Source organism: Pirellulales bacterium, from assembly GCA_035656635.1.
Lineage (GTDB): Bacteria > Planctomycetota > Planctomycetia > Pirellulales > JADZDJ01 > DATJYL01.
In genome coordinates, this window is the sequence record DASRSD010000023.1 from 1 (window position 1) to 26563 (window position 26563).

The 26563-nt window shown below is 56.9% G+C and carries 24 protein-coding genes; 9 read left to right on the forward strand and 15 right to left on the reverse strand.

All coding sequences use genetic code 11. The features are described from left to right. Nucleotides 1-379: 379 nt before the first annotated feature. The 4 genes from VFE46_01525 to dnaN all read right to left on the reverse strand — a co-directional run bounded on the left by VFE46_01525 (nt 380) and on the right by dnaN (nt 5106). Nucleotides 380-751, reverse strand: a complete 372-nt coding sequence (locus VFE46_01525) for a thioredoxin family protein (protein ID HZZ26659.1) — start codon at nt 749-751, stop codon at nt 380-382. 284 nt (nt 752-1035) lie between these two features. Further along, on the reverse strand, nt 1036-3636 hold the full coding sequence (locus VFE46_01530) for a DNA gyrase subunit B (GenBank protein ID HZZ26660.1): 2601 nt from the start codon (nt 3634-3636) through the stop codon (nt 1036-1038). A gap of 48 nt (nt 3637-3684) precedes the next feature. After that, on the reverse strand, nt 3685-3984 hold the full coding sequence (locus tag VFE46_01535) for a DciA family protein (protein HZZ26661.1): 300 nt from the start codon (nt 3982-3984) through the stop codon (nt 3685-3687). Between the two features lie 6 nt (nt 3985-3990). Next, entirely contained in the window at nt 3991-5106 is a 1116-nt protein-coding gene (dnaN, locus tag VFE46_01540; protein HZZ26662.1) for a DNA polymerase III subunit beta, read from the reverse strand. Nucleotides 5107-5168: 62 nt separating this feature from the next. Here dnaN and VFE46_01545 point away from each other — a divergent pair, with 62 nt between their 5' ends. After that, entirely contained in the window at nt 5169-5456 is a 288-nt protein-coding gene (locus VFE46_01545; GenBank protein HZZ26663.1) for a hypothetical protein, read from the forward strand. A 10-nt stretch (nt 5457-5466) separates the two neighbouring features. Here VFE46_01545 and VFE46_01550 read toward each other — a convergent pair whose 3' ends face one another. Further along, nucleotides 5467-6546, reverse strand: coding sequence for a DnaA/Hda family protein (locus VFE46_01550; protein ID HZZ26664.1), 1080 nt, complete (start codon nt 6544-6546; stop codon nt 5467-5469). 250 nt (nt 6547-6796) lie between these two features. Next, on the reverse strand, nt 6797-8002 hold the full coding sequence (locus tag VFE46_01555; protein HZZ26665.1) for a cysteine desulfurase family protein: 1206 nt from the start codon (nt 8000-8002) through the stop codon (nt 6797-6799). A gap of 353 nt (nt 8003-8355) precedes the next feature. On the opposite strand from VFE46_01555, the gene VFE46_01560 reads away from it, so the two are divergent. Together VFE46_01560 and scpB are read left to right on the forward strand one after the other, a co-directional pair. Next, nucleotides 8356-9321, forward strand: coding sequence for a hypothetical protein (locus VFE46_01560; protein ID HZZ26666.1), 966 nt, complete (start codon nt 8356-8358; stop codon nt 9319-9321). A 167-nt stretch (nt 9322-9488) separates the two neighbouring features. Further along, nucleotides 9489-10709, forward strand: coding sequence for an SMC-Scp complex subunit ScpB (gene scpB / locus VFE46_01565; protein ID HZZ26667.1), 1221 nt, complete (start codon nt 9489-9491; stop codon nt 10707-10709). A 44-nt stretch (nt 10710-10753) separates the two neighbouring features. Here scpB and hemA read toward each other — a convergent pair whose 3' ends face one another. Then, on the reverse strand, nt 10754-12028 hold the full coding sequence (hemA, locus tag VFE46_01570) for a glutamyl-tRNA reductase (protein HZZ26668.1): 1275 nt from the start codon (nt 12026-12028) through the stop codon (nt 10754-10756). Next, nucleotides 12025-12996 (reverse strand): cytochrome c biogenesis protein CcsA, encoded by a 972-nt coding sequence (gene ccsA, locus VFE46_01575; GenBank protein HZZ26669.1) that lies wholly within the window; start codon nt 12994-12996, stop codon nt 12025-12027. The genes hemA and ccsA overlap by 4 nt, the downstream gene beginning before the upstream one ends. On the opposite strand from ccsA, the gene VFE46_01580 reads away from it, so the two are divergent. Together VFE46_01580 and VFE46_01585 are read left to right on the forward strand one after the other, a co-directional pair. Further along, nucleotides 12995-13411: a hypothetical protein gene (locus tag VFE46_01580; GenBank protein HZZ26670.1), complete on the forward strand. Its 417-nt coding sequence runs from the start codon at nt 12995-12997 to the stop codon at nt 13409-13411. The genes ccsA and VFE46_01580 overlap by 2 nt on opposite strands. After that, on the forward strand, nt 13408-13791 hold the full coding sequence (locus tag VFE46_01585) for a cupin domain-containing protein (protein HZZ26671.1): 384 nt from the start codon (nt 13408-13410) through the stop codon (nt 13789-13791). Before VFE46_01580 ends, VFE46_01585 begins: the two co-directional genes overlap by 4 nt. Nucleotides 13792-13898: 107 nt before the next feature. Here VFE46_01585 and VFE46_01590 read toward each other — a convergent pair whose 3' ends face one another. The 7 genes from VFE46_01590 to VFE46_01620 form a co-directional block, all read right to left on the reverse strand. Continuing rightward, nucleotides 13899-14294: a 4Fe-4S binding protein gene (locus VFE46_01590; GenBank protein HZZ26672.1), complete on the reverse strand. Its 396-nt coding sequence runs from the start codon at nt 14292-14294 to the stop codon at nt 13899-13901. Between the two features lie 220 nt (nt 14295-14514). Continuing rightward, nucleotides 14515-15801 (reverse strand): diaminopimelate decarboxylase, encoded by a 1287-nt coding sequence (lysA, locus tag VFE46_01595; GenBank protein ID HZZ26673.1) that lies wholly within the window; start codon nt 15799-15801, stop codon nt 14515-14517. Between the two features lie 242 nt (nt 15802-16043). Continuing rightward, complete coding sequence (locus VFE46_01600; protein ID HZZ26674.1) at nt 16044-17765, reverse strand: hypothetical protein; 1722 nt, start codon at nt 17763-17765, stop codon at nt 16044-16046. Nucleotides 17766-18078: 313 nt separating this feature from the next. Then, nucleotides 18079-18309 (reverse strand): translation initiation factor IF-1, encoded by a 231-nt coding sequence (gene infA, locus VFE46_01605; GenBank protein ID HZZ26675.1) that lies wholly within the window; start codon nt 18307-18309, stop codon nt 18079-18081. A gap of 78 nt (nt 18310-18387) precedes the next feature. Beyond that, complete coding sequence (locus VFE46_01610) at nt 18388-20085, reverse strand: FAD-dependent monooxygenase (protein HZZ26676.1); 1698 nt, start codon at nt 20083-20085, stop codon at nt 18388-18390. 167 nt (nt 20086-20252) lie between these two features. Next, a complete protein-coding gene (locus tag VFE46_01615; protein HZZ26677.1) occupies nt 20253-20465 on the reverse strand; it encodes a hypothetical protein in 213 nt (70 codons plus the stop codon). Nucleotides 20466-20698: 233 nt separating this feature from the next. After that, a complete protein-coding gene (locus tag VFE46_01620) occupies nt 20699-22372 on the reverse strand; it encodes a sigma-54 dependent transcriptional regulator (GenBank protein ID HZZ26678.1) in 1674 nt (557 codons plus the stop codon). A 272-nt stretch (nt 22373-22644) separates the two neighbouring features. Between VFE46_01620 and VFE46_01625 the strand changes: the two genes are divergently transcribed. The 4 genes from VFE46_01625 to VFE46_01640 all read left to right on the forward strand — a co-directional run. Further along, complete coding sequence (locus tag VFE46_01625) at nt 22645-23769, forward strand: sulfate ABC transporter substrate-binding protein (protein ID HZZ26679.1); 1125 nt, start codon at nt 22645-22647, stop codon at nt 23767-23769. 61 nt (nt 23770-23830) lie between these two features. Further along, entirely contained in the window at nt 23831-24643 is an 813-nt protein-coding gene (gene cysT / locus VFE46_01630) for a sulfate ABC transporter permease subunit CysT (GenBank protein HZZ26680.1), read from the forward strand. Then, nucleotides 24636-25553 carry a sulfate ABC transporter permease subunit CysW gene (gene cysW / locus VFE46_01635; GenBank protein ID HZZ26681.1) on the forward strand — a complete coding sequence of 306 codons (918 nt, stop codon included), beginning with the start codon at nt 24636-24638 and terminating at the stop codon, nt 25551-25553. The genes cysT and cysW overlap by 8 nt, the downstream gene beginning before the upstream one ends. Then, the coding region (locus tag VFE46_01640) for a sulfate ABC transporter ATP-binding protein (protein HZZ26682.1) at nt 25550-26563 on the forward strand (1014 nt) is incomplete at its 3' end. The genes cysW and VFE46_01640, both read left to right, overlap by 4 nt.

Consider the following 26563-nt stretch of genomic DNA (forward strand, 5'->3'; position numbering starts at 1 on the left):
TCACCCGTATCACAGGCGGCAAGTACGTCTCGACGAAACTCCCTCGAATACGGTGCCACAGCAACCTCCTTGTTCAAGTTGCTGCGTAGCTTAACTAATTTGCCGGCATGGCGCTAGAGCTAGATGAAGAGCGCTCTAGTGGTCAGTAGCTAAAGTGAACCAGGCTCTCCTCACTATCCCCGAATCCCTAGGCCCGTAGTGCAGCACATCTGTACATCCGATCAGTATAAATCGCCCCAGAAAAAATCGAGCGAACTTTTGGGCCAGTGGAGAACTTAGCGGTCTGCTAAGAATTTCGCGATTTTTTGGCGTAGCCCGACGATATCAACTTCGCGCCTTATTCCATCAAGGGAAAGTACCGCTGGTTACACGCGCGCTCTTAGCGCCAGAGTTGTTTTAGGGCGGCGGGGGAGAGGAAGCCGCTGGCGCGACGGATTTCTTGGCCGTTGCGGACTAACACAAAAGTCGGCACGACGTGAATCCCGTATTGCACGGACAGTTGTTGATGCGTGTCGGCATCGACCGTGCGAATGTCGAAGCCGGCGTTTTTTAATTCCTGCACTACCGGCTTCATTGCTTTGCAGACGCCGCACCAGTTGGTTTCGAAGGCGAGAACTTCGCCTTGGGCCAGCCAGGGATCAATTGGCTTGGTGGCAAACCAATGGTCGTAGTTGATGGCCACCAGCAAAATTGGCGGTCCGAGGGCCAGCGCCACGCAAAACGCAAACAGCTTGGGCGTAAAGACAGACATATGCCAAGCATAGGTCACGCCGGACCCGCGTGAGCCGATTTGATTTCGTGTCGCAGAAGGGCCCGACTGACACAGTCGGGCTATATGCAAACATGGCCGCGGATGGTTGTCTGTGCGGGCGCGTGTTGCCCAAACGCGACACGTTTGAATTTGGAAACTCGTGGGTCAATTGCGTTTTACGCGGCAGAGTTGCCCGACTGACACCGTCGGGCGATGTGTTGGCCGTAGTGCGCTGCGGACCCCGGTCGCGGACCGGGGGCTAAATAAATCGGTAAGGCGGCGAACTACACATCCAAATTGCGGACTTCCAGGGCGTGCTTTTCGATAAATTCGCGGCGGGGTTCTACGTGGTCGCCCATGAGGGTGCGGAATAAAGTATCGGCGCCGGAAATGTCATCCATTTTCACTTGCAACAGGGTGCGGTTGGCTGGATCGAGCGTGGTGTCGCGCAATTCCTCGGCGTTCATTTCGCCCAGGCCTTTGAAGCGGGTGATCGTCAGCCCTTTTTCGCCGGCGCTGCGAATGGCCGACAACAGGCCGCGGAGATCTTCCATGCCGATGACATTTTCGCCCCGCCGCAACCGGTAGCGCGATTCTTCTGTGCCGGTTCGCTCCTGCGGAATGAGCGATTGAATGTCGAAGCCCAGGCTGGTTAAATCGCCCAGGTGCGCGTTGATCGACCGGACTTCGTGCAGCTCCACAATGACCATTCGGGGGCCGGAGCGGGCGTGCCCATTGGTTTTTTCTTCGCCGGGCGCGGCGACGGGAACGACGGGAGATTTTTCAGGCACGGCGCCCTCACCCTCTCCCAAAGGGCGAGGAGGAGAAGCGGCGGGAGCGGCATCGACGGTTGGTTCGTGGCCGGTTTTCTCTTCGTTTTCGACGATGAACTGGTCCAGCTCTTCCCGCTTGGAAAACCATTTATTTTCGCTGCCGAGAAAGACGTGATAGATAGGCAGTTTGCCGCTTTGCGGATCTTGCCGCTTGGCGTGATCGCGCAGGCTGATGCCGCGACGCTCCAGCGCCACCAGCGGCTCCTCCATGGCGGCCAGCGTGCGGGCCAGCTTGGCCATTTCGGCCCCTTTGATGACCCGGCCCCCTTGCTCGGCGGAAGCCGCTTCCGGCTCGAACTCACATTCCTGCAGGCCGTTATCCAAGAGCTGCGTTTTCATTTCTTCTTCGGTCTGCACGTAATACACGTTCTTTTTACTTTTGACGCGGAACAGCGGCGGCTGGGCCACGTACACATGGCCCGCCTTCACCAGGTCGAGCATTTGGCGATAGAAGAACGTGAGCAGCAGCGTGCGAATGTGGGAACCATCAACATCGGCATCGGTCATGATCACAATTTTGTTGTATCGCCGCTTGGTCAGATCGACTTCCTCGCCAATGCCGATGCCGATGGCGGCGATCATGCTGCGCACTTCTTCGTTGGCCAGGACTTTATCTTCCCGCGATTTGTAAGCGTTAATGATTTTGCCCCGCAACGGCAAAATGGCTTGATATTCCCTCAAGCGGCCGCCTTCCGCGCTGCCGCCGGCGGAATCTCCCTCCACCAGGTATAGCTCGCAGCGGGCCACATCGCGGCTGGTGCAATCACGGAGCTTGCCGGGCAGCCCGCCGCTGGATAACGCTCCTTTGCGCTCCCGCAGCAGGGCTTTGGCTTTGCGGGCGGCTTCGCGGGCTTCGGCGGCCAAAATGCCTTTGCTGACGATGATTTTGGCGATTTTCGGATTTTCTTCCAGGTATTTGCCCAAGCCGTCGCCGACGACGGAGTTGACGATGCCTTCCACCTCACCGTTTCCGAGCTTGGTTTTGGTTTGGCCTTCGAACTGCGGCTGCGGCACGCGCATGGAAATGATGGCGGTGAGCCCTTCGCGCACGTCGTCTCCGGTGGGGACGATATCTTTGAGTAAATCTTCTTTTTTGCCGTATTGATTCAGCGTGCGCGTCAGGGCCGTGCGGAAGCCGGAAACGTGCGTGCCCCCTTCGATGGTGCTGATGTTATTCACGTACGAATGGACGTTTTCGGTATATTCGCCGCAATATTGCAGGGCGATTTCATAGCCCACGCCGTCTTGCTCGCCGCTGAGGTATATCACATCCGGATGCAGCGACTCGCTGGCGCGATTCAAGTGCTCCACAAACTCGACGATGCCGCGCTCGTAATGAAATTCGTCGTGCTGGCCGGTTTGTTCATCCTTGAGGAAAATTCGCACGCCGCGATTCAGAAAGGCCAGCTCCTGCAAGCGGCGATATAAAATATCGTACGAGAATTTGGTGGTTTGAAAAATTTGGGCGTCGGGCTTGAACGTGGTTTTGGTGCCGGTTTTGGTGGTGGCCCCCACGCGCTTGACCGGCCCTTGCGGCACGCCGCGTTCGTATTCTTGCTGCCACACGTGGCCATCGCGGCAGACTTCCACTTCGCACCACTCGGAAAGAAAATTCACCACGGTGACGCCCACGCCGTGCAAGCCGCCGGAGGTTTGATAGGCCCCCTTTTTGAATTTGCCGCCGAATTTGAGCACCGTCATTACGCCTTCCAGCGTGGAAACTTCGCGTCCCATTTCCTGGCTGAGCTGGTCGTGCATTTCCACGGGAATGCCGCGGCCATCATCTTCCACCGCCACGGAACCATCGTTGTTGATGGTGACGCGCACATGATGCGCGAACGCGGCCATGGCCTCGTCGACCGAGTTGTCGACCACTTCGTACACCAAGTGATGCAAGCCGCGGGTGGTGTTGTCGCCAATGTACATGCCGAAGCGTTCGCGCACGTGCTGCAGATCGGACAAGTGCTCCAAATCTTCGGCGGTGTATTTTTCGGTGGCGGCAGCCGCGCGAGCGACGGCGGCATCGACAGTTTTAGAAGTTTCGTCAGCCATAGGATTCCAATATTCTGCTTTTTTGCTGCGGCAGCGTGGTATGTGAAATCAAACTACATGATCAACTCGAAATCGCAAATTTGTGATTTTTGTTCCCCGTAATTGTTGTTGCAGCTGGGCAATGAACTCGTCCTTGCGGAAACCCAACTCCTGAGCCAACAAATTGTTGCTGACGGTGATCTCCAGCGTTCCGCGCCGCACGGAACCGGCCCGGGTGACGCTGGCCCATTGCGCGCCCGCCACCGCCTGCCACGCGGCCTGGGTGGCCGCCGCCGCTTGCTCGCGGGCATAACCGCGCCGGGCGATCAATTGCGCCAACACATCGCCAATTTGTCGCGGCTGGGCCATGCGGATTTACCGATCGCGCGCCAGCGGCATAATGACGTAACCGTAGCCGTCGCTGGTGGTGCACACGGCCGCGCTATCCGAATCTTTCAATTCCAACGTAAATGTTTTTTCCGGATCGAGCACTCGCAGAAAATCGCTGGCGAAGCGCGGATCAAGCGTGATGGTGATTTTCGGCCCGTTGTAGGCAATGGGCAATTCGACACGCGATTGACCGACGTCGGCAGCCCGACCGGCCAGCACCAGCAAGCCGTTTTCGAAAGTGAAATCGATGCCCCGGCTTTCTTCGCTGGTGGCAATGGCTGCCTGGCGAACCGCCGCGTAAAACGGGCCCACGGCCAGTTCGGTTTTCACCACGTCACTGCGGCGTGGAAATACGTCACGCCATTTCGGGAAGCGGCCTTCCACCAATCGCGAGTAAATGGTGAACCGGGGGCTGCGAACTAAAACATCGTTCGCGCGGGCTGCAATTTGCACTTCGCCGTCGCCGTCGGCAATGGCCCGTTCGAGCAACGTCATCGCCCGGGTCGGCACAATCGTGGTTTGATTGGCGGTTTGATGCCCGTTCACTCCGTGGGCTGGGCCTTCCATTTTTGCCAGCCGGCGGCCATCGGTGCCGACGGCGATGATTTTATCCCCTTCCATTTCCAACAACACGCCGCCTAGCGCGTAACGGCTGCTTTCGTTATCGGTGGCGAACACCGTGCGGCGAACCATTTCGCGAAACAACCGGGCGGCCAACTCGTGAAATTTTTCTTCTGTAAACGGCGTGACGTTGGGGAACTCGTCCGGGTTTTCGCCCGGCAGCTTCCACTGGCTCCGATCGCCACGAACTAGCGTGCCTTGCGGATCGCTCTCCAAATACAATTTCTCGTCGGTGCATTCACGCAAAATGGGACCAAAGCGCGCAATGGGCAGCACCGCGCTGCCAGGCGTTTCCACATTCACCCCCGGCACGCTAATGCGAATGCCAACTTCCAGATCTGTGGCCATGAGCGTGGTGCCTTCGGCGGCCACTTCCAACTTCACATTTTGCAAAATGGGTTTGGGACTGCGAGCGGGCGCTACGCTGGCGGCCGTTTGAAATGCCGCGTGTAATTTTTCTCGTTCAAAACTAATTTTCATGCTCGTTCGCCTGTATCGTGTGCGTGTGTTTTATTGATTTGTGTTGGATTGAGTAGAACCATGTGTTCTATCAAGTTAAAGATTTCTTTCAATCAGTAGAGGTAGTAGGGCGCGAGCGGAATGTGTCAGTAAGTGAAGAGAGACTGCCCTTTGGAATTGATATTTGTGGCTCGAAGGGTGATTTAGCTACGCCGTGGCGCTGTGGAAAGGATGTTGAAGCAATGTTGGCGGCAAGTTGTTTAAACATGACGAATTGGAACAAGTGCGGTTGGCTTGAATCGCCGGTGTTCGTAGCGCACCGCATGCCTGCGGCAGCCAACAAGGAATCGACAGATTTCCCCCATGCATAAATCGCTCGCATTAGGATGCACGCCTCGCAAGCGATTGTCGCAAGTTCTCAAGGGAAGCGCTCAACTCAGCATCGCAGCTCAATTGGCGTTGCAATTGACGAAAGCTGTGTAGTGCGGTGGTGTGATCGCGGCCGCCAAAATGCTTGCCCAAGGTAGTGAGGCTAGCGCCGCACATGGTGCGGCCAAGATAAATTGCCATCGCCCGGGCTAATACCAATTGCCGACGTCGTGATGTGCTGCCCATGGCTGCCGGTTGCAAGCCATAATACCGGGCCACCGCGGCGGTTACTTGTTTCAAACTGGGACGTTGCTGGGTGTGGTAGTGCGCTAGATAACGCTTGGCAACCTCGGGCTCGATTGTGATGCCGGCACGCGAGGGATCGGCAGCGCGCAGCTTCATCTCCAGTTTGGCCAGATGTCCGCACAATTCTCCGGCGCCAACTTGTAATGCTTCCGCTAATAATTTGGCGGCGCTGGCCGGCAGAGTAATTTCTCGCACGGCTGCCACGCGGCTTAAAATCTCTTGTCGCGCGGCAGACCCAGGCGGCGAAATTTTGAGCAGCAAGCCGCCGCTTAATCGACTGCACAAAGCCGGCGGCAACTCGGCCATTTCTTGCGGCGGGCGGCTGGAGGTAATGACCACGGGAGAGCCGCAAGCTTCCAACGCATCGAGCGTATGTTGCAACTCCGCCAGAGCGATTGGTCGACCCATCAGTTGCGACAAATCGTCCAGCACGAGCATGGCAGCGGTACGGTAGCGATTGCAAAAGTCCGCCGTCGTGCGCTTATTGACCGCCATGGCCAACTCACACGCAAAATCTGCTCCGTGAACATAAACCGCGTGGCCATGCGCCGATGCAATGATTTGTGCCAAGTGCGATTTGCCCACGCCAGACGGACCAAACAGCACGAGGGGACTATGGCTAAAGCCCGATGCACTTGTCAGTTGCTTTACAAGCGATCCAACCAACCAGTTTTCCGGTCCCACGATAAAGTCAGGACCTGTTGACGAACTGGGCGCGGAAGCACTCCGAGCTGAGTGTTGCCCCGTGTCTGCGGCGAACGAAATGGCGAAAACTTCGTGTTCCACCACGGCTCCGTCCAGTGAAAAAGAAAACCAGGCAGGCGCGAAAAGCGCCCGAGAAATTCAATGCAAAAAAACGCTTAATTCATGCCCCAAATTCTACCAAATTACAAGCTCGTTCGGTACCCGTTCACCCCCGATTTTTCTGGCCCAAAGACCCAGCATTTTCCGCGGAAAAAACAGAGTTTTTGGGCTGTCGAACACGGCTGCCTGGGGCCCGCAAATTCAGCCACGGCGAAACCGTGGAAAATGGCAATCAACAATGCTGGTTCAATACGCCCGCCAGACGTCGTAACGCATCGTCAATTTCTTCAGCGGTGGTGTTCACGCCGAGGCTAAAGCGAAGGCTGGCCTGAACCACTTCGCGGGGCAAGTGCATGGCCAGCAGCGTGGGAGACGGCTCGCTTGAACCGCTGGCGCAGGCCGAGCCGGTGGAACAGCAAATTCCCGCCATATCCAATGCCATGAACAGCGCCTGCCGATTGTGGCCCACAAACGCAACGTTGGAGGTGTGCGACAGCCGAGAAGCATTTTTCCCGTTAACGATCGCAGCGGGGTAAATCGTTCGTATGCCAGCTTCCAACCGATCACGCAAAGCAGCCAGACGTCGTGGGCGCTGGTCACGATCGTTCGCCCAGGACCTCAAGGCAGCAAGAAAGCCAAGCGCCAAGCTGACCGATTCGGTGCCGGGGCGCAGGCCAAATTGTTGCGTGGCTCCGTGCAAAATCGGCCGGAGTACGGCCGCCTGCTTGACGAGCAGTGCTCCCATGCCGCGCGGCCCGCCAAATTTGTGACCAGCCACCGTCATGGCTGCGACTCCCAGTGCGCGAAAATTCACCGGCACTTTGCCGACCGCTTGCACCGCATCGGTATGCACCGGCACGCCAGCGGCCTGACAGCGGGCAGCAATTTCCGCAATCGGCTGGAGCACGCCGGTTTCGTTGTTCGCCAGCATGACGCTTACCAACCGAGGCGGCCCGAAGGGAGAGGACGTGGAAAGCAATTCGTCGAGGTGCTTCAACTCCACGACTCCCTCGCTGGTCACGGCCAACCGGTCGACTTGCCAGCCGCACTTCGCAAGAAAATCGGCGGAGGCCGTAACGCTGGGATGCTCGATGCTGGAAATGATGATGCGGCCCGGGGCACGGTTTTCCTGTGCGGCAAGGGTGGACGATGTGCCGTTCGACGCTGCAGCGCCGGCCAAACCGAACAGGGCTAAATTGTTGGCTTCCGTGCCGCCGCTGGTGAAAATCAATCGATCGGCCGCGGCCCCGGTTAAATTGGCTCCCAATAGCCGGGCAATTTCTTCTCGCGCATCTTCCAGTAGCTGATGTGCGTGCCGCCCGGCGGAGTGCTGACTGGCGGGATTGGCGTAGCCGGCCGCATCGGCTTGGGCCATCGCAGCCGCCACTTCCGGCAACAGCGGCGCGGTTGAATTGTGATCGAGATAGATCGCTTGCATGTGCTGTCACCGCGCCCAAGGTTGCCGGACTGCCAGCACAAATTATACGAAACCGCAGATGCAAGCGTCATTCGGTTGAGCCGATTGGGTCATCGCCTAATTTGAATGAAAAGCGAATGGGTGGCCGGGGTCGAGGCCGCCGAGCCCCCGGAATCTTTCGCTGGGGGCTCACTTCGATCGGTCGCAGCCACCCGACGAAGCCGCAGATGCAAGCGTCATTCGGTCGCGCCGATTGACATTGTGTCGTTGCCGGTGACGAACTATGATCCGCCGCCCTGTTGGACCGATCCAGAACATGCTGCCCAGGCATGTGGTGACATACAGGGAAAGTTTTGGAGGGAGCCGTTCGGCCGATGCAATCATCGACCGCCATCGCGATTCGGGCATTGATCATGCTGATCGTGCTGATCAGCTTGCCGCTGTTTGCCATTTTCGGCAAAAGCTTGCCCGAGGTTGTTAAAGGCCTGCTCGAAGGGCGGAGCCTGGTGCTAAGCCCTGCGCCGGAAGGGGCCGCAGGTTCTCCCAATGCTTCGCCTTTGCCGGCGAACAATCCGTTCAACCAGCCGACTGCATACCGTGCCACGGCCGAGGCTGGCCCGGGATATTCGACTCCGGGCGCTTCGAGCCCAAGCCTGCTCAATGTTGGTCCCGGGCCGAACATGATTGCGTCGAGCTCCGCCCCGCCGGGCAATATGGTTCCAATGAGTTATCCAGGCGCGATGATTGCCAAGGCGCCGGAAATGTCAGCCGGCGAGAAAGCCGGCATGCCGCCGGGTAGCCCGACTGCTTCGTCCATGGGCGGTTTGCCTTCGGGAACTATTCCCTCGACAAGTGCGGCACTGGCAGCGATGCAATTGGCTGCCACGCCGGGCGCGTCTGGTGGGAGCGATTGGCATTTGCCTGCCGCGACATCGGCCGCCCAACCGGCAAGTTTTCAGTCGCCGCCGGAAGCAAGCGCTTTGGCGCTTGCCAATACAACGCCGCAGAATTCGCCGAGTGCCGCAGTGCCGTTGGATTCGGCTTATGCAGCCAAAAGCGCATCGGGCGGCGCCGCCATTGCGGCCTCGAATAATTCCGGCCTCAGCGATGAAAAATTCCGCAAAGCCGAAACGCGATTGCGTGAATTGGGCGCCACGCACTACATGCTGGAGACGTGGGGGCCGGACAACAATCGCTATCACTTCGTGTGCAAGATGGCGATTGGCGGCAATGCCGAGGTGAATCGCGTGTTCCAAGCTTTCGGCGATGATCCGTGGCAGGCCATGGAAACCGTGTTGCGGCAAGTGGAAGATTGGCGTGCGCGACCGCAGCCGCAATGAAGTGGCAGCCAAACGGGCCGCGAGTCGGCCCTTCTTAGCGAAATCTTTTGCGGTTGTAGGCCACCGATCCGGCAACGAGTTCTTGCCATTGCTTGCAGGCCTTACATCGCGGAAAATTGGCAGGCGGACTTAAGAAGGTTAATTGTCGACAGTTTATGCACACCGCTATGTTCCGGCGATCTTTCACAAAAATCGGTCTTCCTGGGTCGGCTGCACAGCGCCAATCTGCTGTTCAGTGCCAATCTGCTGCACAGCGCCCATTAGGGTGTTTTTCCGGCAAACAACGCCCGATTTATGGGTTTGTCCGCCTGTGGCAATTCAGAAATCTCAACGAAAATGCCGGTTTATCCCCCTCGGAACGCGGGCCACTGGGTCGCGAACCCCGGTTGAGTCGGGTTGAGGCGGTACTTTTTTTGGCCCGGGAGACCCTAAGTAGCCGAAAAATAGCTCAATTAGCCAACTTGGCGAACGGCAACGAAGCACGTAAATTAATCCGCCGGCTAAGGCAGTTGTACGATGCCGGGTCGAGCGCGTTTCAGGTCGAGGAAGTCGGCGGTGGATACCAATTGTTCAGCCGACCGACGCTTAGTCCGTGGTTACGGCGGTTATTGCAAACCTCGATGGAAACGCGACTTTCGGCTCCGGCAATGGAAACGTTGGCGGTGGTGGCCTATCGACAGCCGGTGTTACGAGTGGAAATTGAAGCCGTCCGCGGGGTGCATTGCGACGAAATTTTGCGGCAGCTTTTGGAGCGAGATTTGATTCGCATTGTGGGTCGATCAGAGGACTTGGGCCGCCCCTTGTTATATGGTACGACAAAGCGTTTCTTAGAGCTGTTTGGCCTGCGACATTTGGACGAACTTCCTAAAGCAGCAGAGTTCAAAGCCGCCGGCCAGAAGCATTCGGAGGTTGACCAGTCCGCAGACCAAACGACAGACAGTAACACCGGCGCCGGCCGGAACGAAAATACATCATCTACCGATCCAACCTTGGAGGAAAAATCTGTGACGACGAGTATTCGCCCTGCGACGATCCCCGCCGAATTAACCGAGGAACCGCTCGAGGCACTTTCTTTGGCTGCGCGCCTGCCGGCGGGCAATCGTTCTCTTTCAGCCGCCAAAAATGGCGACGAAGAGGAAGATGAAGTGGACGATGAGGAGGACGAGGAAGACGATGATTGGGAGGACGATGAAGACGAAGATGAAGAGGATGACGACTTCGTCGATGAAGAATGGGAAGAAGTAGATGACGATGATGAAGACGACGACGAAGAAGACGATGAAGATGACGATGAAGAATGGGAAGACGACGACGAGGAAGATGAAGAATGGGAAGACGACGACGAGGAAGATGAAGAAGATGAAAAGTGGGAAGACGACAAAAAATAAACTTCTTGTCGGTTAGCAGCTCCCCGCTGGGGGCAACAGCGGCTTTATTCCTCGAGGCGGAATAATCTTTTCAGCGCATCCAACAGGCCGTGGGGACTGCCGGCGCGCGATTCATCGCGCAGCGATTCCAACGGCGGATGCAGCAGCTTGTTCACGTAGCGCTCGAAGGTCTGGCTGATTTCCTGGCGTGAGCGTTCATCGAGTTCCGGCAGCTTGTGGAATAAACGCCGCAATTCTTCATCGCGCACCTCGTGCCAGCCCTGGCGAAGCTGCCGGATAATGGGTCCCGTGGCGCGGTGATACAGTTCCTGCATGAATAATGCGGTTTCCTCTTCCACAATCCGCAGCGCCCGTGGCAATTCTTGATCGCGGGCGGCGCGATTTTGCCGGCATACTTCTTGGAGATCGTCCAGCGAATACAAGTACACGCCCAGGCAATCGCCGATGGCGGGCTCAAAATCGCGCGGCACGGCTAAATCTAAAATCAACAGCGGCCGCTGAAACCGTTGTGATTCAATTCCTCGAAATTGCTCCAGCGTGACAATGGGCTGCGTGGCTCCGGTGGCACTGACGATTAAATCGGCGGACACCAGCTCCGCGGATAGTTGTTCCCAAGGCGCCGCCTGACCGGCGTATTTCTCCGCTAATTTGGCGGCAGCCGAGGCGTGACGATTGATCACGGTAATGTGCTTAGCGTGTCCGTCGCGCAAATAAATCAACACTTCTTCCGCCGTTTCGCCGGCGCCAATCACCAGTACATGCTTGTCTTCAAAACCTTCAAACATATTGCGCGCAAAACCGCCGACCGCCACGCTGGCAATGCTTAATCGCTTATCGTTGATGGAAGTTTCCGTGGCCACGCGCTTGGCCACGCGCAAAGCCCGTTGGAAAACATCGTGTGTGATGGGGCCCACGCTTTCCTGCTGCGCTGCCAGTTGGTAGGCCTGTTTCACCTGCGCCAGAATTTGCGATTCGCCCAATACCATGCTGTCCAGGCTGGCGGCGACAGTGAATAAATGTTGCACGGCCCCTTCGCCCGATTGCTCGAACAAGTCGTCGGATACCTGCTGCGGCGGCAGGCCGTGAAATTCCGCCAGGAATCGCTTGATTTGCTCGTCGGAAGGGGCACTGGCCGGATCGTCGGCGGCGGTGTACAGCTCGACCCGATTGCAGGTGGAAAGCAGCACTGCTTCGGCGGCGGGATAGGAATTTCGCCACTGCTGAAGCGCCACAGCCACTTGATCCGAGTTGAACGCCAAGCGTTCGCGCACGACCAGCGAAGCGTTGTGATGACTGCATCCAACCATTTGGAGTTTCATCGGAGAATCTCCAAGGACAAGGCGGAAGGCAGCAGGCAGAATACAGAACGCAGAGCAGTGGGGTTTGGTGGTTGGGCTTCGCACGCCACCCATTCAACCTTCAGATTTCTGCTTTCTGTCTTTTGCTTTTCGATCATGGCGGTATGCTCGCTGGGCAACAGCAACCGCAGGCCCAAGGCCACGGCCAAAAACGCAAAGCTGGCCACGGTTAAATAGGCGACTTTTCGCCCGCTGCGGGCCGGCCGGTACAGCATGCTAAAGATGGCCGCCGCCAACAACCAAGCGAACATCAGCGAGGTGCTCCAAATGACCGGATCGGTCCAGGGCACTTCGTCGATTTTGCTGCGATGCGAAACCATGTTCAGCACAATGCCGCTGGCAAAGCCTGCCCCGACCATCAGCACGGAAATGAGAATCGCGCGGCTGTTCACTCGTTCGAGCCATTCCAAGCTGGGGAGCCGCATAGACCCGGCAGTGGTCAATTTATTCTTCAACCGGTGCGATTGGATCAAATACATCAATCCGGCCACAAAACCCATGGCAACGGCCACCAAGCCCAGCAGCAGGAACACGCCATGAATGCTGCCCCAAATTTGTCCTGCGCGTGATTGTGGAAACGGCTCGCGACTGGCGAATTTGGCCAGGCCGATCAAGCCCAAAACCAGCGGCAGCACAAACAAACCGAGCGCGGAGTTTCGGTAATGGCAACTCCAATAAAAATACACGACTGCCAAGCCCCACGCGCCCAGTACATACCAATCGAAGGCGCTCGATAGCGGCGTGCTGTCGGCGGCGATGGCGCGGTTCACCAAGTACAGCGTGTGCGCGAGCAACCCCGCCGCAGTGACCCCCAGAATGAACACGGGGCGCAGATTTCGCCACAAAACTGCGCGAGCAATCTCCAAGAGCAGCGCCAAACTGTAACTGGCCGCAAAGCAGAATACGAAAATTCGGGACAAAAACAGCATGAAGATTGACACTGCAGAATCTAGATTGGCCGCGGAGATTATTCTATCATCGGTTGCTGAGCACGCTTCGGCAAGGCAAGCACCGGGCCAATTCGCCGCGAAAACCGCCTACCCCACGCCGCTGTTCATGGTTAGATCGAAAGAGCCCATCAATCCATTCTATTTGCTGTGCGCGGTTATAGGCGTGGCCTTCACGGTAACTGCTTGCGCTTACGGGGTATTCATGCTGCGGGCAATTCAGGGCGTAAAATTAGCCGACGGTGCGGAATCTGCGCATCCGCTGATGAACTTGTTGGATCATCACGGCATGATAATATTGGGAGTAGAAGTGGCGCTGTTGGCCGCTGCTTCGTTGGCGGCCATTTTGCTGGACCATTATCGCGGCAAGCGAACCAAAGCTTCGAGGAAATTATGAAAGTAAATGCTTCGCGGGCTGTGCCTTCCAAGTCGGTAGAAATGCCCGGGGCACATGCTTGCTCGGTGCGCTGGCTGCTGAGCGAATCGGACGGCACGCCTACCTTTGCCATGCGCGAATTTGAAGTGGCGCCCGGCGGATACACCCCTCGGCATAGCCACGATTACGAACACGAAGTGTTTGTGCTTTCCGGCAGCGGCGTGGTACTCGAGGGAGACAAGCAGCATCAGCTTAGCGCCGGGGACGTGGTGTTTGTGCAGCCCAACGAAGTGCACCAGTTCCGCAATACGGGAACCCAAGCGATGCGCTTTCTATGTCTGATTCCCAATTCCGCCACGGGCAAAACGGTGACGGTCGCTCCCGAATGCGGCACGCAATGAAATAGCCGGACGACCACGTCGTCCGATCCGGATGCTGTGAGCATCCGGCTATTGTCCGAGAGAGCCGCCTGAACTTTTGCCGGGACTCAACTTTCGCCGCGCCTATATCAGCCGGCGGTGGCTTTCAATTCCGCCAGATGCTGGGCGGTGCCAACCAGCCGATCCCAATTGGCCGAAATGTACTGCGGCGGCCCGCCAATTTGAGCCACGACCTGCGCTACTTGCTCTGTGGGAACCATTTCGATGGCGTCCCAGGGGCAAACCTTCAAATCGTAGGGATTCGATTTTTTGCCCGGAATGTGCACGCACACTTCGCAGCCGACGCAGCGTTCTAAATCGATTTCACAAAAACTTTGCAAATTCTGAAATTGGTCGTATTGCTGCATCTTTATGATGCAATCGACCGGGCAGACCTCCAGGCAGGCCTCGCAGCCGGTGCAATTGTCGGCGTTGATTACCGCCAATTCCTTGGGCAGTTTTTTGCGCGGCCCTTGTTTCGCCATCTGATGCAGCCTCGGGAAGCTTTTAGACGCGCGGGGGGCGTCTATCGCAGAAACATGGTTGTGATGGATTTCACAATATAATCATAGGTACAAATCGGCTTTCAGCCAAGGACGACATGACGAAGTTCTGCCCGTTTTTCAGCCATTTGTCAGCGGTTTCGGGGTGGCTGAGGACAGCCATCGCTACATTTTTCAAAACTGGACGACGATCAAATTTCCACTAAACCGGGGGAATGACCTCGCCGCGAATCAGGTCGTCGAACGTTTGGCGGGCACGGATCAAATGAGCGGCGCCATTGCGGATAAGAACTTCTGCGGCCAGCGGCTTGCTATTGTAGTTGCTTCCCATGACGGCTCCGTAAGCGCCGGCCACCTCCAACACGAGTTTTTCGCCGACTTCGGCCGCCGGAATGCTGCGCGTGCAAACGAACCCCCCTTCTTGCTGCGTGAAAATATCGCCCGATTCGCACAACGGCCCGCCCACAATGACATCGTGCAACGGCCGATCGGAGCCTTTTCCAGTGCGCGGCACAATCGACATGGGATGGTACGCTCCGTACAAAATCGGCCGCGCTAAATTGTTGAAGCCGGCATCGAGCAAATAGAAAATATTCTTGCCCATTTTCTTGATGGCGCGAATTTCGGCGATCAGGTAGCCCGACTCCGCCACCAAATATCGCCCCGGCTCAATTTCCAGCGTGATTTTGTGGCCGAACGCGTCCTCCAATTTCTTGCGAGTCTCGTTCCATAATTTAAAATACGCCGGCAGATCGACGTACGATTGATCGGCCTGATACGGCACAGGCAGTCCGCCGCCGGCGCTAATATTGGTGACGCTGCGGCCAACATCGTGGGCGGTTTTTTCCATCGCTTGGCAGACGTGCTGCAGATGTTCCAAATCGGTTCCACTTCCGATGTGCATGTGCAGCCCGGTAATGCCCAGGCCGTGAGAATCTGCGCGGCGCAGGCCATCGGCCACATCGGCGTGCCAAATGCCATGTTTCGATTGCTCACCACCGGTGTTCGTCTTTTGATTGTGGCCGTGGCCAAAACCGGGATTGATCCGCAGCGAAATATGTCGGCCTGGGGCCCGCTGGCCCAATTGGTCGATCATATCGGGCGAGCCGCAATTGGCGTGAATATTCTTCTCGACGACTAAATCCAGCGATTCGGCGTCAAAAATATCGGCCGTATAAACCAGCGGCGGCGGAGCGTGCGGATTTTCTGCCACGGCCGAATAGCCTGCCGCCAACGCCCGTCGAATTTCGCCGGTACTGACCGCATCGACCAGCACGCCTTGCCTGCGCACAAAATCCAAAATCGCCAAATTGGAACAGGCTTTTTGGGCGTAACGGATGACATCGAAGGAGCGCAAATCGTTGATGCGCTCGGCGATTTTGGCGGCATCGTAAACAAATGTTGGCGTGCCGAATCGATCGGCCAGCTCATTTACGGCCAGGCCGGCAATTTCCGTGCGAAGCGGAGAAAACTGGGAAGCGGTGGGCATGGCGGGGCGCGGCGAGGGGTTTCCGACAGAAATTGATGCTCTGCGAGGAAGAGGCGATTCGATCCGTTTGGTTCAGGTCAACTGGTTCGATCGATGTCCATCCATGCGAGTGTAGCGCTTCCGCCCCGGCCTGAAAAGGCGCTCCGCGGCCATTTCCTGGCCAATTGCGTCGGCGCGCAAAACAGCCCGGCCGTTTCGGGCCGGGCTGTGAATATGGTCCAAATTAAACTGGACGTTTCACGTCACTTGCCGCCCCCAGAAGGCGCGCCTGGACCGCCTTGGCTGCCGATGGCCAGGGCTCCAATGGCTTTCAGCACGCCTTCCTCCACGGTAAAGCGGTAGGTCATTCCATCGGCAATGCTATGAGCATTGATCGTGATGTGGTCTTTGCCCGGCGTTTGACTCAGCGACTGGCTGAATGCTGCCGCGTCGGCGGCGCTGTCCGGGTCGACGGAGCCGACGAAATTGGCAATCGGCGTCAGGCCAATGCTCATTTGCATGGGAGGCACGGCCTTATTGGGCTCGGCCGCCGAGCGATCGATGATCGATTTCACCAAATCCAAGCTCCCTTTACCGGCCGCAACGTAGGTGCTGCTCGGGCCGGCGCCAAAATAAACATCGAGCGAATCACCGAAGATTTTCTTGGCATCCTCGCCGATGTCGGGCAGCTTCAGGGTGATTTGATGGAAGTGGACGTTTTTATAAGTTTCCAAATCGAGCTTCACGGTTACGTGCTCATCGAATTGGGGATCTCCCTTGCCCAACGTAATGACATCCTTAACGGCCTTTTCCAAAGCCGGACCATCAGCCACAAATCCGCCGAAGGCCGCTTGAAATTTGCCGGCATCCATTTGCACCACGGCGCCGCCGTCCGATTTGCCCACTTTGACCGTGTTCTCGGCCACGTCCATAAATTCTTGGAGCACTTGCTTCACGCCGGCGCGCTTGTCGTTGGGAATATCCTGATCTTTATCGAGCGCTTCTTCCGCCTTGGTCTTGAGATGCTCCAGCATGCTTAACGATTGATCGATGTTTTCCTGCGAATTCTTCCCGCAGAAATTCACCGTCATGGCGGCGTTAGGCATGAGGAAACCGGCATAGTTGGTGGTGCCGGTGGTCATTTCCTTCATTTGCTTGTCGAGCTCCGAGCCCGGCACGGCAGTGACGCTGAAATCCAAATAGGTATCTTTGGCTGCCCGATCAATTTTCCAGCCGATCGTGATTTGATTGGCTTCTTTCAGCAGCCGCTCGATGGCTTCCACTTGCTGTTCCAAGTTCTTTTGGCTCAGTGCGGAAAACGGATTGTCTCCCTGTTGCTGCTGCGCCATGGCGGCGATTTCCATGAAGCCGCGGAATTTTTCAATGGCCGATTTCTTGGTTTCCTCCGGCACATTTTGCAACATCAGCCGAATGCCTAAATCGTAGTCGGGATTAATCCCGGTCATTAACTTCATGGGGTCGTCGGAGGGAAGCGGAGCATCTTTGGTTTGGGTCACGTAGGCCCAGCCGTTTTGCTCGCGGACGAACAATTCCATGCCGTTGGGAGCGGAGACTTTGAGCACGCCCCCCTCTTCTTGCGCGGGAGGAATCAACTGCATCATGGTCAGCGTGTCGGTCAAGTCTTTGGCGCTGGTCACCGGAATCATAACCGCCGGCGCGAAGGAGCCATCGTCGGCAATTCCAATTTCAAAGCCGAGCGGCTTCGATTGATCCAAGCCCTTCAGGCCTTTGCCTTGGGTGTAACCTTGAATCATGGCGTTGAGCATCATCGAGGCGTTGGGCTGGCCGGCGAATTGACCAATGAAATCTGCATTCGCCAGCAAATCACTCACGCTTGGCAGCGACATCACCAGCACCGGCTTGGCGGTTTGGGCCTGCGCCGCAATCGCACCGCTCAGCAGGATGGCTGACATCGCCACCGCGGAAATGCAGCGCGAAAACTTGGGAAAAATGTTCTGGTTCACGTTCGTTATCTCCTCGAAAGAATGTGTTTTGTTTCCGATGGGCGAGCGGCTATTTGGGCGCAACAGCGCTTCAACCATACGTATGGAGCGGTTAAGAAAACAGGCTCACACGTAACAATACCTTGCTAAAAGCGATACGGTTTTAACGAAAATGCGAAAAATCGCTAGTGCCGGCCGGCAAACAAACAAGTGCTTACAGCGGCCAATTGGGCCAGCGATTACGTAATTGCTAGCAATCACAAACTCAATTGCGGCAATCAGTTAATCCGCACAGGCCCGAAGAAATAGGGCATGAAAGATAACGATTTAGGCATTATCGCTCGCGGAAAGTAATGCGCCCTTTGGTCAAGTCATAAGGCGAAAGCTCAACCTTCACTCGGTCTCCCGGCACGATGCGAATGAAATTTTTCCGCATCCGTCCGGCGACATGCGCGGTGACTAAATGGCCCCCTTCAATTTGCACTCGAAATCGAGTATTCGCCAGCGCCTGCGTGACGGTGCCGTCGACTTCGAGCGCTTCTTCTTTTTGTTTTTCATCCGCCATGGAGTATTCGCCTAACGCCTGCAAAATTTTTCTGGAATGGAAATTCTCAATTTCCCCAAATCCACCCAACTACGTAAATCATACCAATTGCGGAGCGATGCCGTCCAGGGCATTGGCGCCGGTTCGCCGTTTGATTGGCACTAAATATTGCGTTAAATAATCCTGCAATTTGGCCCACGATTGGCCGTTGCCGCGGAAGCCAAGGTAACCATCCGGCCGCACTACAGCGATGGCCGTATCCTCTAGCCCCAAGCGATTGCGCACCTGCTGGTTGATATCGACCCACACCGCCGCCGCTTCGGCCTCGGGCATTACCGACGAATTGCCCGGCACAATTAAAACTGGCCGCAGCACATCGCCAAATTCATTGACCAAAATCTGTGCCTGATTGACGAGCTCTACCAGCGTGGCGGTATCGTTTTCATCAGGCATAATCAACAAGGTGTGGTGCGTTCCGCGCAGTGATTCCAGCAGCCGTGCCGGCGCTCCGCTGCGCGCATCGCGCACCTGCGCGTCGGGGAGCCGATCGCCGGCTTTCACTTCGTTGTTCCAAGCGATGCCGGCATCGTCGCAGTTCAACGGACTGTAGGGATAATGCACGGCCATTTCGGTCAACGTGGCGATGGCGCGTTCCTGCACGGCTGTAAGCTTTCCGGCGAGCGACATTAAGTGATTGCGGAAGAATTGCAGCATTGGATTGCGCAGCATGGCCACCTTGGTGAACAGCCCGGCATCGTGCAGCACCATATCTCCCACCGCGCTTCGTTCCTGTGTGTAACTTTCCAATAGCGGAGAAGGCTTGGCCTGGCCTTGATGAACCAGTGCCAATTTCCAAGCCAAATTGAAAGCGTCTTGCATGCCCGTGTTCATGCCTTGCCCGCCGGCAGGACTATGAATGTGGGCGGCATCGCCGCACAAAAATGCGCGGCCTCGGCCATATTCGTTGACCTTGCGTTCGTGAATGCGAAAGCTTGCCAGCCACACCGGATTGTGCAATTTTACGCCCGCCGGTCCGCGCCGATCGACGACCGCTTGCACTTCCTCCAGCGTTGGGTCGGGCGATTTTTCCGTTCCTTGGGCTTTGCCTAAATCGGCGATCACTCGACAACGGCCGGGAGCAAACGGGAAAAAAATCGCCACACCGTCGCTGTGCCAATAGGCGCTGATTTCGTCCATCGAAATTGGACCATCAACATGCACGTCGGCCAGCATCCAATCGTTGGGTTCAAACTCGCCGGCAAACTCAATGCCCAGCTCTTTGCGCACTGTGCTATGAGATCCGTCGCAACCGAGCAGCCAGGCGGTGGTAACTTGCTCTTCGCTTCCATCGGCATGCCGGAGCGTGGAAACCACGCGATCTCTCTCGTCAACACACTTCACCAATTGCACTTGTCGTTCGACGTTCAGCCCGCGGCGCTTCAAGCTTTCGGTCAGCACGCGCTCCGTTTCGTTTTGCGGAATCATTAAGGGGCGCGGAAAAGCGGTATCGTCACGATGAATTTCCACGTGCAGCAACTGCTTGCCGCCGCCGAACATTCGCGCTCCTTTCGTCCATATCCCGGCGGCAATAAATTCGTCGGCCATTTCGGCGTGGTCGAACATTTCCAGAGTGCGGCCCCACAGTACCAATGCTTTTGATTTATCGGTGGGGGCGGCATTGAGATCGATGATTCGGCACGTGAGGCCGTGTCGTAGTAATTCTGAGGCCATGGTCAGGCCAACCGGCCCGGCGCCGGCAATCAGTGCGTCGCAAGAAGCGGTGAAAGATGTGTTCATAACGAAAATCCAAATGGTACGGGCAAGGGAGGTTTGTAAAGCTGGCGTTGCGGCGGTGGCGTAATCTTACAGCACCGCTCAAGTCTAGCCCGGCATTTCAGCGCTAAGATAGTTTGGCAAAAAATCAGCCAAAAACCCAGTCCAATTCGATTTTGGCCGTGGCGAAATTACTGCGCCCGCACTGGCAAATTGGCCAGGCCCGCAAGATTGATTTGTTCCGCTGCCGACGCCAGCCGCTGACCGAAGCGGTGTTCGTTCTCCAATTCGCGATACACACGCAGCATGATCTCGTAGCAACGGTTGATCTTCGCGCGCTGTTTTTTCGACAGGAGTTGCGGGTCGAGGCTATACCCGAAGATCGCCGCAATTAAGCGACGCAAATCGACATGCTCTTTGTCTGATAGCATTCATCACCGTCCGCCTCCCTCTCGTAGAAGACCCTAATCATACCCCCCGCATTAGGCACGATGCAAGTCCGGCGTGCAAAAACGCAATCGGACGTTGTATTGCATAGCCCGACTGTGTCAGTCGGGCGGAACGCTGAGCATGCCCAAAACCGTTTTTGTAACAAAGGCCGCAATCGAGTTTGCCGGAGCTGTCGGCCGGTCGAAATTCAGACTTGCTCCTCCGCAGGCCGGAAAGTGCGCCAGTTGATTTTGAGTTTGCGCATTCGGGCCCGCAGCGTGTGCGGATTGATGTTCAGCAATTTGGCGGCGCCGCGCGGACCTTCGATGCGGCCATGGGTGCGCCGCAGGGCGGCTTCAATGTGCTGCTGCATGGCGGAATCAAGTGGCGAAAAATCGGAAATGGAGACGGAAGTTGAGGCGCGCGCTGCAACCGGCGGGGAATGAGAATCCGAATGCCAGGGCTGGACAGAAGAACGAGAAGTCTGCATGAACGCCGTTGGCGGCTGCAGAGTTGTGAAAGGCGTAGCCGGATTGGGAAACGCAGACACATTCGATTGCGGAGCTACGCCCAACGCCGTGGCCACATCCAGTTGCATGCCATTGCCCAGAATCGCTGCCCGTTCGATCACCGTGGTCAGTTCGCGCACATTGCCGGGCCAAGCATACGCGGCCAGCAAGTTAATATCTTGCGGCGTCGGGGTGCGAGTCGGCAATCCAAACCGCTTGGCGGCCCGCAATGCAAAATGGGCGGCCAGGGCGGGAATATCTTCCGGGCGATCGCGCAGCGGCGGCAAATGAATGGGAAACACAGCCAGCCGATACCACAAATCTTCACGGAAGGTTCCTTCGGCCACCATCGCCTGCAAATTGCGATGTGTCGCCGCCACTACGCGCACATCGACATGCATTTGCCGCTCGCCGCCGACACGCTCGAAGGTGCCGTCCTGTAGAATGCGGAGCAGCCGCACCTGTGCCGCCGGCGGCAGCTCGCCGCATTCGTCCAGAAACAACGTGCCCCGGTCCGCTCGTTCAAACCAGCCCTTGCGCAATGCCGTGGCGCCGGTGAAACTTCCTCGTTCGTGCCCGAACAATTCCGAATCGACCAATTCCGGCGGAATAGCGCCGCAGTTCACGCGCAAAAACGGTCCATTGTCGCGGCGCGATTGTTTATGAATGGCTCGGGCGACCACTTCCTTGCCGGAGCCAGTCTCGCCCAGAATGAGCACCGGAATATCGGCGCGAGATACCAGGCCGACGCGATCCATCACTCCGCGCAGGCCCGATTCTACGCCGACAATGGCATCGCTCAAATCGTTGCGGCCCAGCTTGGTCAACAGCGAGCGATTTTCCGCTTCGACTTTTTCTCGCAGCGCGGTCAGTTCCCGCAAACGGCGATCGTTCTCCAGCGCCACGGTGAATGGCTCGAGCAACACTTTTAGCAATACTTCATGTTCGGCATTAAACGACCGAGAGGCCGCCGCTTCGACAATCAGCGCGCCGGGTGGACCCTCGGCGGTGTTCAGCGGGCCAGCCAGAATTTCACCGACCACATCTTCGGGCAACAGGCCGGGCAACCGTTGCTGCAACGCCTCCGCACGATCGTGTAAAATTTCACCGCGACGGCACCATTGAAATAATCGATCGATGGCTTCCGGCGCACACTCCGTCCGTAAGCGCAAAGTTGGCCGGCGATGATCGCGCGCCGTGGCGGCGACGGTATCGACGACACTTCGCTCCAGGTCGACAATCCGCAGCACCAAGCGCTCCAACGGCAACTGGCGCAGAACCAGCGGCGTAATCAAATCGGTCGCCTCGGCAATTTCGATGTGCCGACAGGCTTCGCGCCAAACATCTAATAGAATTCGGCCGTGGCGTTCCATGGTGCAGTTTCAACGCGAGAGCCGCACGAGGCGGGACGAATTAAACCATCACATTTAACGGTATCAGATCCATAAGTTATCACGGATGCCCGTTAAATGCAACAGATGCAGGCGCAAATCTCAGCGTAGAACTCGGATTCCATCGCCGGTGCTAGCATGAATCGCTAGTTTTTGCACTCGGCACGAGGTGTGCTTTGACCAACGACACCGGTCGGCACTACGGATGGGCCGAATTCGCGATTCTTCAACTTCTAGCTAGATGGGAACCTGCCATGCTTCGCATTGGCCGCGCTCACGCCGTTGTTTTTCTCTTGCCGTTCTCTATGGCCGCGATGCTTGTGGGCACGGCCGGCTGCGGCGGCTCCAATGCCGGCTCGGCAGCCTCAGGCGGTTCGTCGAGTGGCAGTTCCGTTGCTTCTGCCGGCGAAGTTACAAACACCACGGCCGGTGAGAAAACCACGAATACCGGTCCCGTGGAATTGCTGAATGTGGCCTGCGATCCCACCCGGGAGCTGTGGCAAGACATCAACGAAGAATTTGCCAAAATCTATCAGCGCGATACCGGACGCAGCGTAACCATCAAGCAATCGCACGGCGGTTCGTCCAGCCAGGCGCGGGCTGTGAACGACGGTTTGGAAGCCGATGTAGTCACCTTGGCCATGTGGCCCGATACCGATTCGATTCGCCGCAGCGGCTTAATTGCCGAAGGCTGGGAAAAACGGTTGCCGGAAAATTCGCTGCCATACTACAGTACCATTGTGTTCGTGGTGCGCAAAGGCAACCCGAAGCAAATTCACGATTGGCCTGATTTGGTGAAGCCCGATGTGCAAATCATCACGCCCCATCCTAAAACATCTGGCAACGGCAAGCTGAGCTTCTTGGCGGCCTGGGGCTCGGTGATTACTCGCGGGGGAAGTGAAGCGCAGGCAAAGGAATTTCTCACCAAGCTTTACCAGCAGACGCCGGTGCTGGACGTTGCGGCACGATCTGCCACGATGACGTTTTCCAAGAAGGGCATCGGCGATGTACACCTCACCTGGGAAAACGAAGGGCAGCAAGAAGTGCAGGATTCCCATGGCGAATTGGAAATTGTTTATCCGCCGGTGAGCATTCGCGCCGAACCGCACGTCGCCTGGGTGGACGAAAACGTCAAAAAGCACGGCACCACCAATGTGGCGCAAGCCTATTTGGAGTTTCTCTATACGCCGGTTGCCCAGCAGATGATTGCCAAGCATTTTTATCGCCCCAATAGCGAAGGCGATCGTCAAAAATTTGCTGACCGTTTTCCGCCGATCAAATTGTTCGGCATTACCGCCGTGGCTAAAGACTGGGACGATGCCTGCCAAAAATTTTTCAACGATGGTGCTTTGTTTGATCAAATTTCTGAAAAAAAGTGACGGCGGGACGAGAGGCGAGGAACGAGAAAAAGTTGATCGCTTGTGAAAATTAGGGATAACCATGAACCGCACACTGCCAGGATTTCGCTTGACGCTGGGCATCACGCTGATTTATCTCGGCGTGTTGCTAGCGATTCCGCTGGCGGCCTGCTTATGGAAAGCGGCACAATTAGGGCCGGCGGCGTTTTGGGCCGCTGTGTGGACCTCTCGGGCCCGGTCGGCTTATTTTTTGACATTTAGCGCCAGTTTTATTTCTGCCGCCATCACGTCGTTATTGGGTTTATTGATTGCCTGGGTACTGGTGCGATACGAATGGCCGCTGAAGCGTGTGGTCGATTCGCTAGTCGATTTGCCGTTGGCGCTACCCACCGCCGTGGCCGGTTTGGCATATTCGGCACTGTATGTGCAAAACGGCTGGTTTGGCCGTTTTTTGGTGCCGCTGGGAATTCATGGCACGTATTCGCGGCTGGGCATTGTCTTAGTGCTCATCTTCATTGGGTTGCCATTTGCGGTTCGGGCCGTGCAGCCAGTGTTGGAAAGCATGGAAGCTGACGCCGAGGAAGCCGCCACGCTGCTGGGCGCCAACCGGTGGCAAACTTTTTGGCGCGTGATTTTGCCGACGCTTAAGCCGGCGCTCATTACTGGTTTCGCTTTGTCTTTCGCCCGGGCGATTGGCGAATATGGCTCGGTGGTGTTCGTTTCGAGCAATAAGCAAGGCGAAACGGAAATCGCACCGATGCTGATTGTTTCCAAGCTGGAGCAAAACTCGTACGCGGAAGCGACCGCAATTGCGCTGGTGTTGCTGGCCATGTCGTTCGGCATGTTGGCGTTAATCAACGTGCTGGAGCGCAGGAGTCGTCGCCATTATGCCTAATTCCGCTGCCATTTCGCACGCTGGCGCAATCGTGACTGGCCACTCTGCCGCAGCTCGGCGCGAATCGGCCTTGCCACGTCGATTACTAATCGGGTCGGCTTTGACCGTGGTGGGAATATTCATCGTCGCTCCGGTGGCGCTGATATTTTATTCGGCGCTGCAAAACGGCATTGGCGCGTACTGGACAAATTTGATTACGCGGCCGGCCACCTTGAATGCCATTAAGCTGACGCTCATCGTGACTCCTGTGGCGGTGATTTTGAATACACTGTTCGGCATTGCGGCTGCCTGGCTGATTGCCCGCTTCCGCTTTGCCGGCCGCACGGTGCTAACCACGCTGATCGATTTGCCGTTTTCGGTTTCGCCCGTCGTGGTGGGCTTGATGTTGATGTTGCTCTTCGGCCGCTTGGGTTATCTCGGCCCGTGGCTGCAGAAGATGGATTGGCACATCGTGTTTGCGCTGCCGGGCATCATCATGGCGACGACCTTCGTCACGCTGCCGTTTGTCGCCCGCGAATTAATTCCGGTGATGGAAGCGCTTGGTAACGAGGAAGAAACCGCTGCCATTAGCTTGGGCGCCAATGCCTGGCAAATGTTTTGGCGCGTGACGCTGCCCAGCATAAAATGGGGTTTGCTGTACGGCGTCATTTTATGCAACGCCCGAGCGATGGGCGAATTCGGCGCGGTGTATGTGGTCTCTGGGCGCATCGAAAATCAAACTACGACCATGCCGCTGCAAGTGCAAAAGCTGCTGGAGCAGGGTTACGATTCCGACGCCTTTGCACTGGCATCGCTGTTAACTTTGCTGGCGCTGGTCACGCTGGCGCTGAAAGTATGGCTGGAGCGAAAAACGCAGCGCCAACTTCTTGCGGCGGCCACGCAGGAATTCACTGTGGGGAGCAATTCGTGAGCATTGCGATTCAAAACATTACGAAAACCTTCGGCAAATTCACCGCCGTTGATAATGTCAGCTTGGAGATCGCCGGCGGATCGCTCGTGGCATTGTTGGGCCCCTCGGGATCGGGCAAAACAACCTTGTTGCGGATAATCGCCGGTTTGGAAACGCCGGACACTGGCACGGTGGCCTGCTACGGGGAAGATGTCACGCACCGCGCCGCCGCGGAGCGCAACGTCGGTTTTGTGTTTCAGCATTACGCGCTGTTTCGCCACATGACGGTATTTGAAAACGTCGCTTTTGGATTGCGGGTGCGCAAGCGGCCCAAATCGGAAATTCAAAACAAAGTTCGTGAACTGCTGGCTTTGGTGCGGCTGGAGCGGATGGAACATCGGTATCCGTCGCAATTGTCGGGCGGGCAGCGGCAGCGGGTGGCGCTGGCTCGGGCCCTGGCCATTGAGCCCAAGGTGCTATTGCTCGACGAGCCGTTCGGCGCGCTCGATGCCAAAGTCCGGCAAGAGCTGCGCGGTTGGCTGCGGCGGCTGCATGACGAAATTCACACCACCAGCGTATTGGTCACGCACGATCAGGAAGAAGCGTTTGAGGTGGCCGATCGCGTGGTCGTAATGAACCACGGCCGCATCGAGCAAACCGGCACGCCGGCCGAAGTTTTCGACCAGCCGGCCAATCCGTTTGTCATCGATTTTTTGGGCAACGTGAACGTCTTTCACGGTCGCGTTGAAAGCGGCCACGCCGTGGTCGGCAATTGGAAGTTGGCATATCCGGAGTATCCGCATGCCCAACCGCAGGCTGCCACGTTGTACATGCGGCCGCATGAGTTGGACATTAGCGTCAAGCAAAACGGCGTGCCCAGCTTGCAGGCCCAAGTGCGGCGCGTGAACCCCACCGGCTCGGTCGCCCGCATTGGGCTGGTGGCGGTCGAGCAGCAATCGGACATTCAAGTCGATTTGAGCCTGGATCGCTACGCCGAATTGAATTTTAAGCCGGGTGACACCGTGTTTGTG

Excerpts from the sequence above, each read along its gene's own strand:
- VFE46_01525 (HZZ26659.1), bottom strand. The coding sequence starts at position 751 with ATGTCTGTCTTTACGCCCAAGCTGTTTGCGTTTTGCGTGGCGCTGGCC.
- VFE46_01530 (HZZ26660.1), bottom strand. The coding sequence starts at position 3,636 with ATGGCTGACGAAACTTCTAAAACTGTCGATGCCGCCGTCGCTCGCGCG.
- VFE46_01535 (HZZ26661.1), bottom strand. The coding sequence starts at position 3,984 with ATGGCCCAGCCGCGACAAATTGGCGATGTGTTGGCGCAATTGATCGCC.
- dnaN (HZZ26662.1), bottom strand. The coding sequence starts at position 5,106 with ATGAAAATTAGTTTTGAACGAGAAAAATTACACGCGGCATTTCAAACG.
- VFE46_01555 (HZZ26665.1), bottom strand. The coding sequence starts at position 8,002 with ATGCAAGCGATCTATCTCGATCACAATTCAACCGCGCCGCTGTTGCCG.
- VFE46_01560 (HZZ26666.1), top strand. The coding sequence starts at position 8,356 with ATGCAATCATCGACCGCCATCGCGATTCGGGCATTGATCATGCTGATC.
- scpB (HZZ26667.1), top strand. The coding sequence starts at position 9,489 with ATGTTCCGGCGATCTTTCACAAAAATCGGTCTTCCTGGGTCGGCTGCA.
- hemA (HZZ26668.1), bottom strand. The coding sequence starts at position 12,028 with ATGAAACTCCAAATGGTTGGATGCAGTCATCACAACGCTTCGCTGGTC.
- VFE46_01580 (HZZ26670.1), top strand. The coding sequence starts at position 12,995 with ATGAAGATTGACACTGCAGAATCTAGATTGGCCGCGGAGATTATTCTA.
- ccsA (HZZ26669.1), bottom strand. The coding sequence starts at position 12,996 with ATGCTGTTTTTGTCCCGAATTTTCGTATTCTGCTTTGCGGCCAGTTAC.
- VFE46_01585 (HZZ26671.1), top strand. The coding sequence starts at position 13,408 with ATGAAAGTAAATGCTTCGCGGGCTGTGCCTTCCAAGTCGGTAGAAATG.
- VFE46_01590 (HZZ26672.1), bottom strand. The coding sequence starts at position 14,294 with ATGGCGAAACAAGGGCCGCGCAAAAAACTGCCCAAGGAATTGGCGGTA.
- lysA (HZZ26673.1), bottom strand. The coding sequence starts at position 15,801 with ATGCCCACCGCTTCCCAGTTTTCTCCGCTTCGCACGGAAATTGCCGGC.
- infA (HZZ26675.1), bottom strand. The coding sequence starts at position 18,309 with ATGGCGGATGAAAAACAAAAAGAAGAAGCGCTCGAAGTCGACGGCACC.
- VFE46_01610 (HZZ26676.1), bottom strand. The coding sequence starts at position 20,085 with ATGAACACATCTTTCACCGCTTCTTGCGACGCACTGATTGCCGGCGCC.
- VFE46_01620 (HZZ26678.1), bottom strand. The coding sequence starts at position 22,372 with ATGGAACGCCACGGCCGAATTCTATTAGATGTTTGGCGCGAAGCCTGT.
- VFE46_01625 (HZZ26679.1), top strand. The coding sequence starts at position 22,645 with ATGCTTCGCATTGGCCGCGCTCACGCCGTTGTTTTTCTCTTGCCGTTC.
- cysT (HZZ26680.1), top strand. The coding sequence starts at position 23,831 with ATGAACCGCACACTGCCAGGATTTCGCTTGACGCTGGGCATCACGCTG.
- cysW (HZZ26681.1), top strand. The coding sequence starts at position 24,636 with ATGCCTAATTCCGCTGCCATTTCGCACGCTGGCGCAATCGTGACTGGC.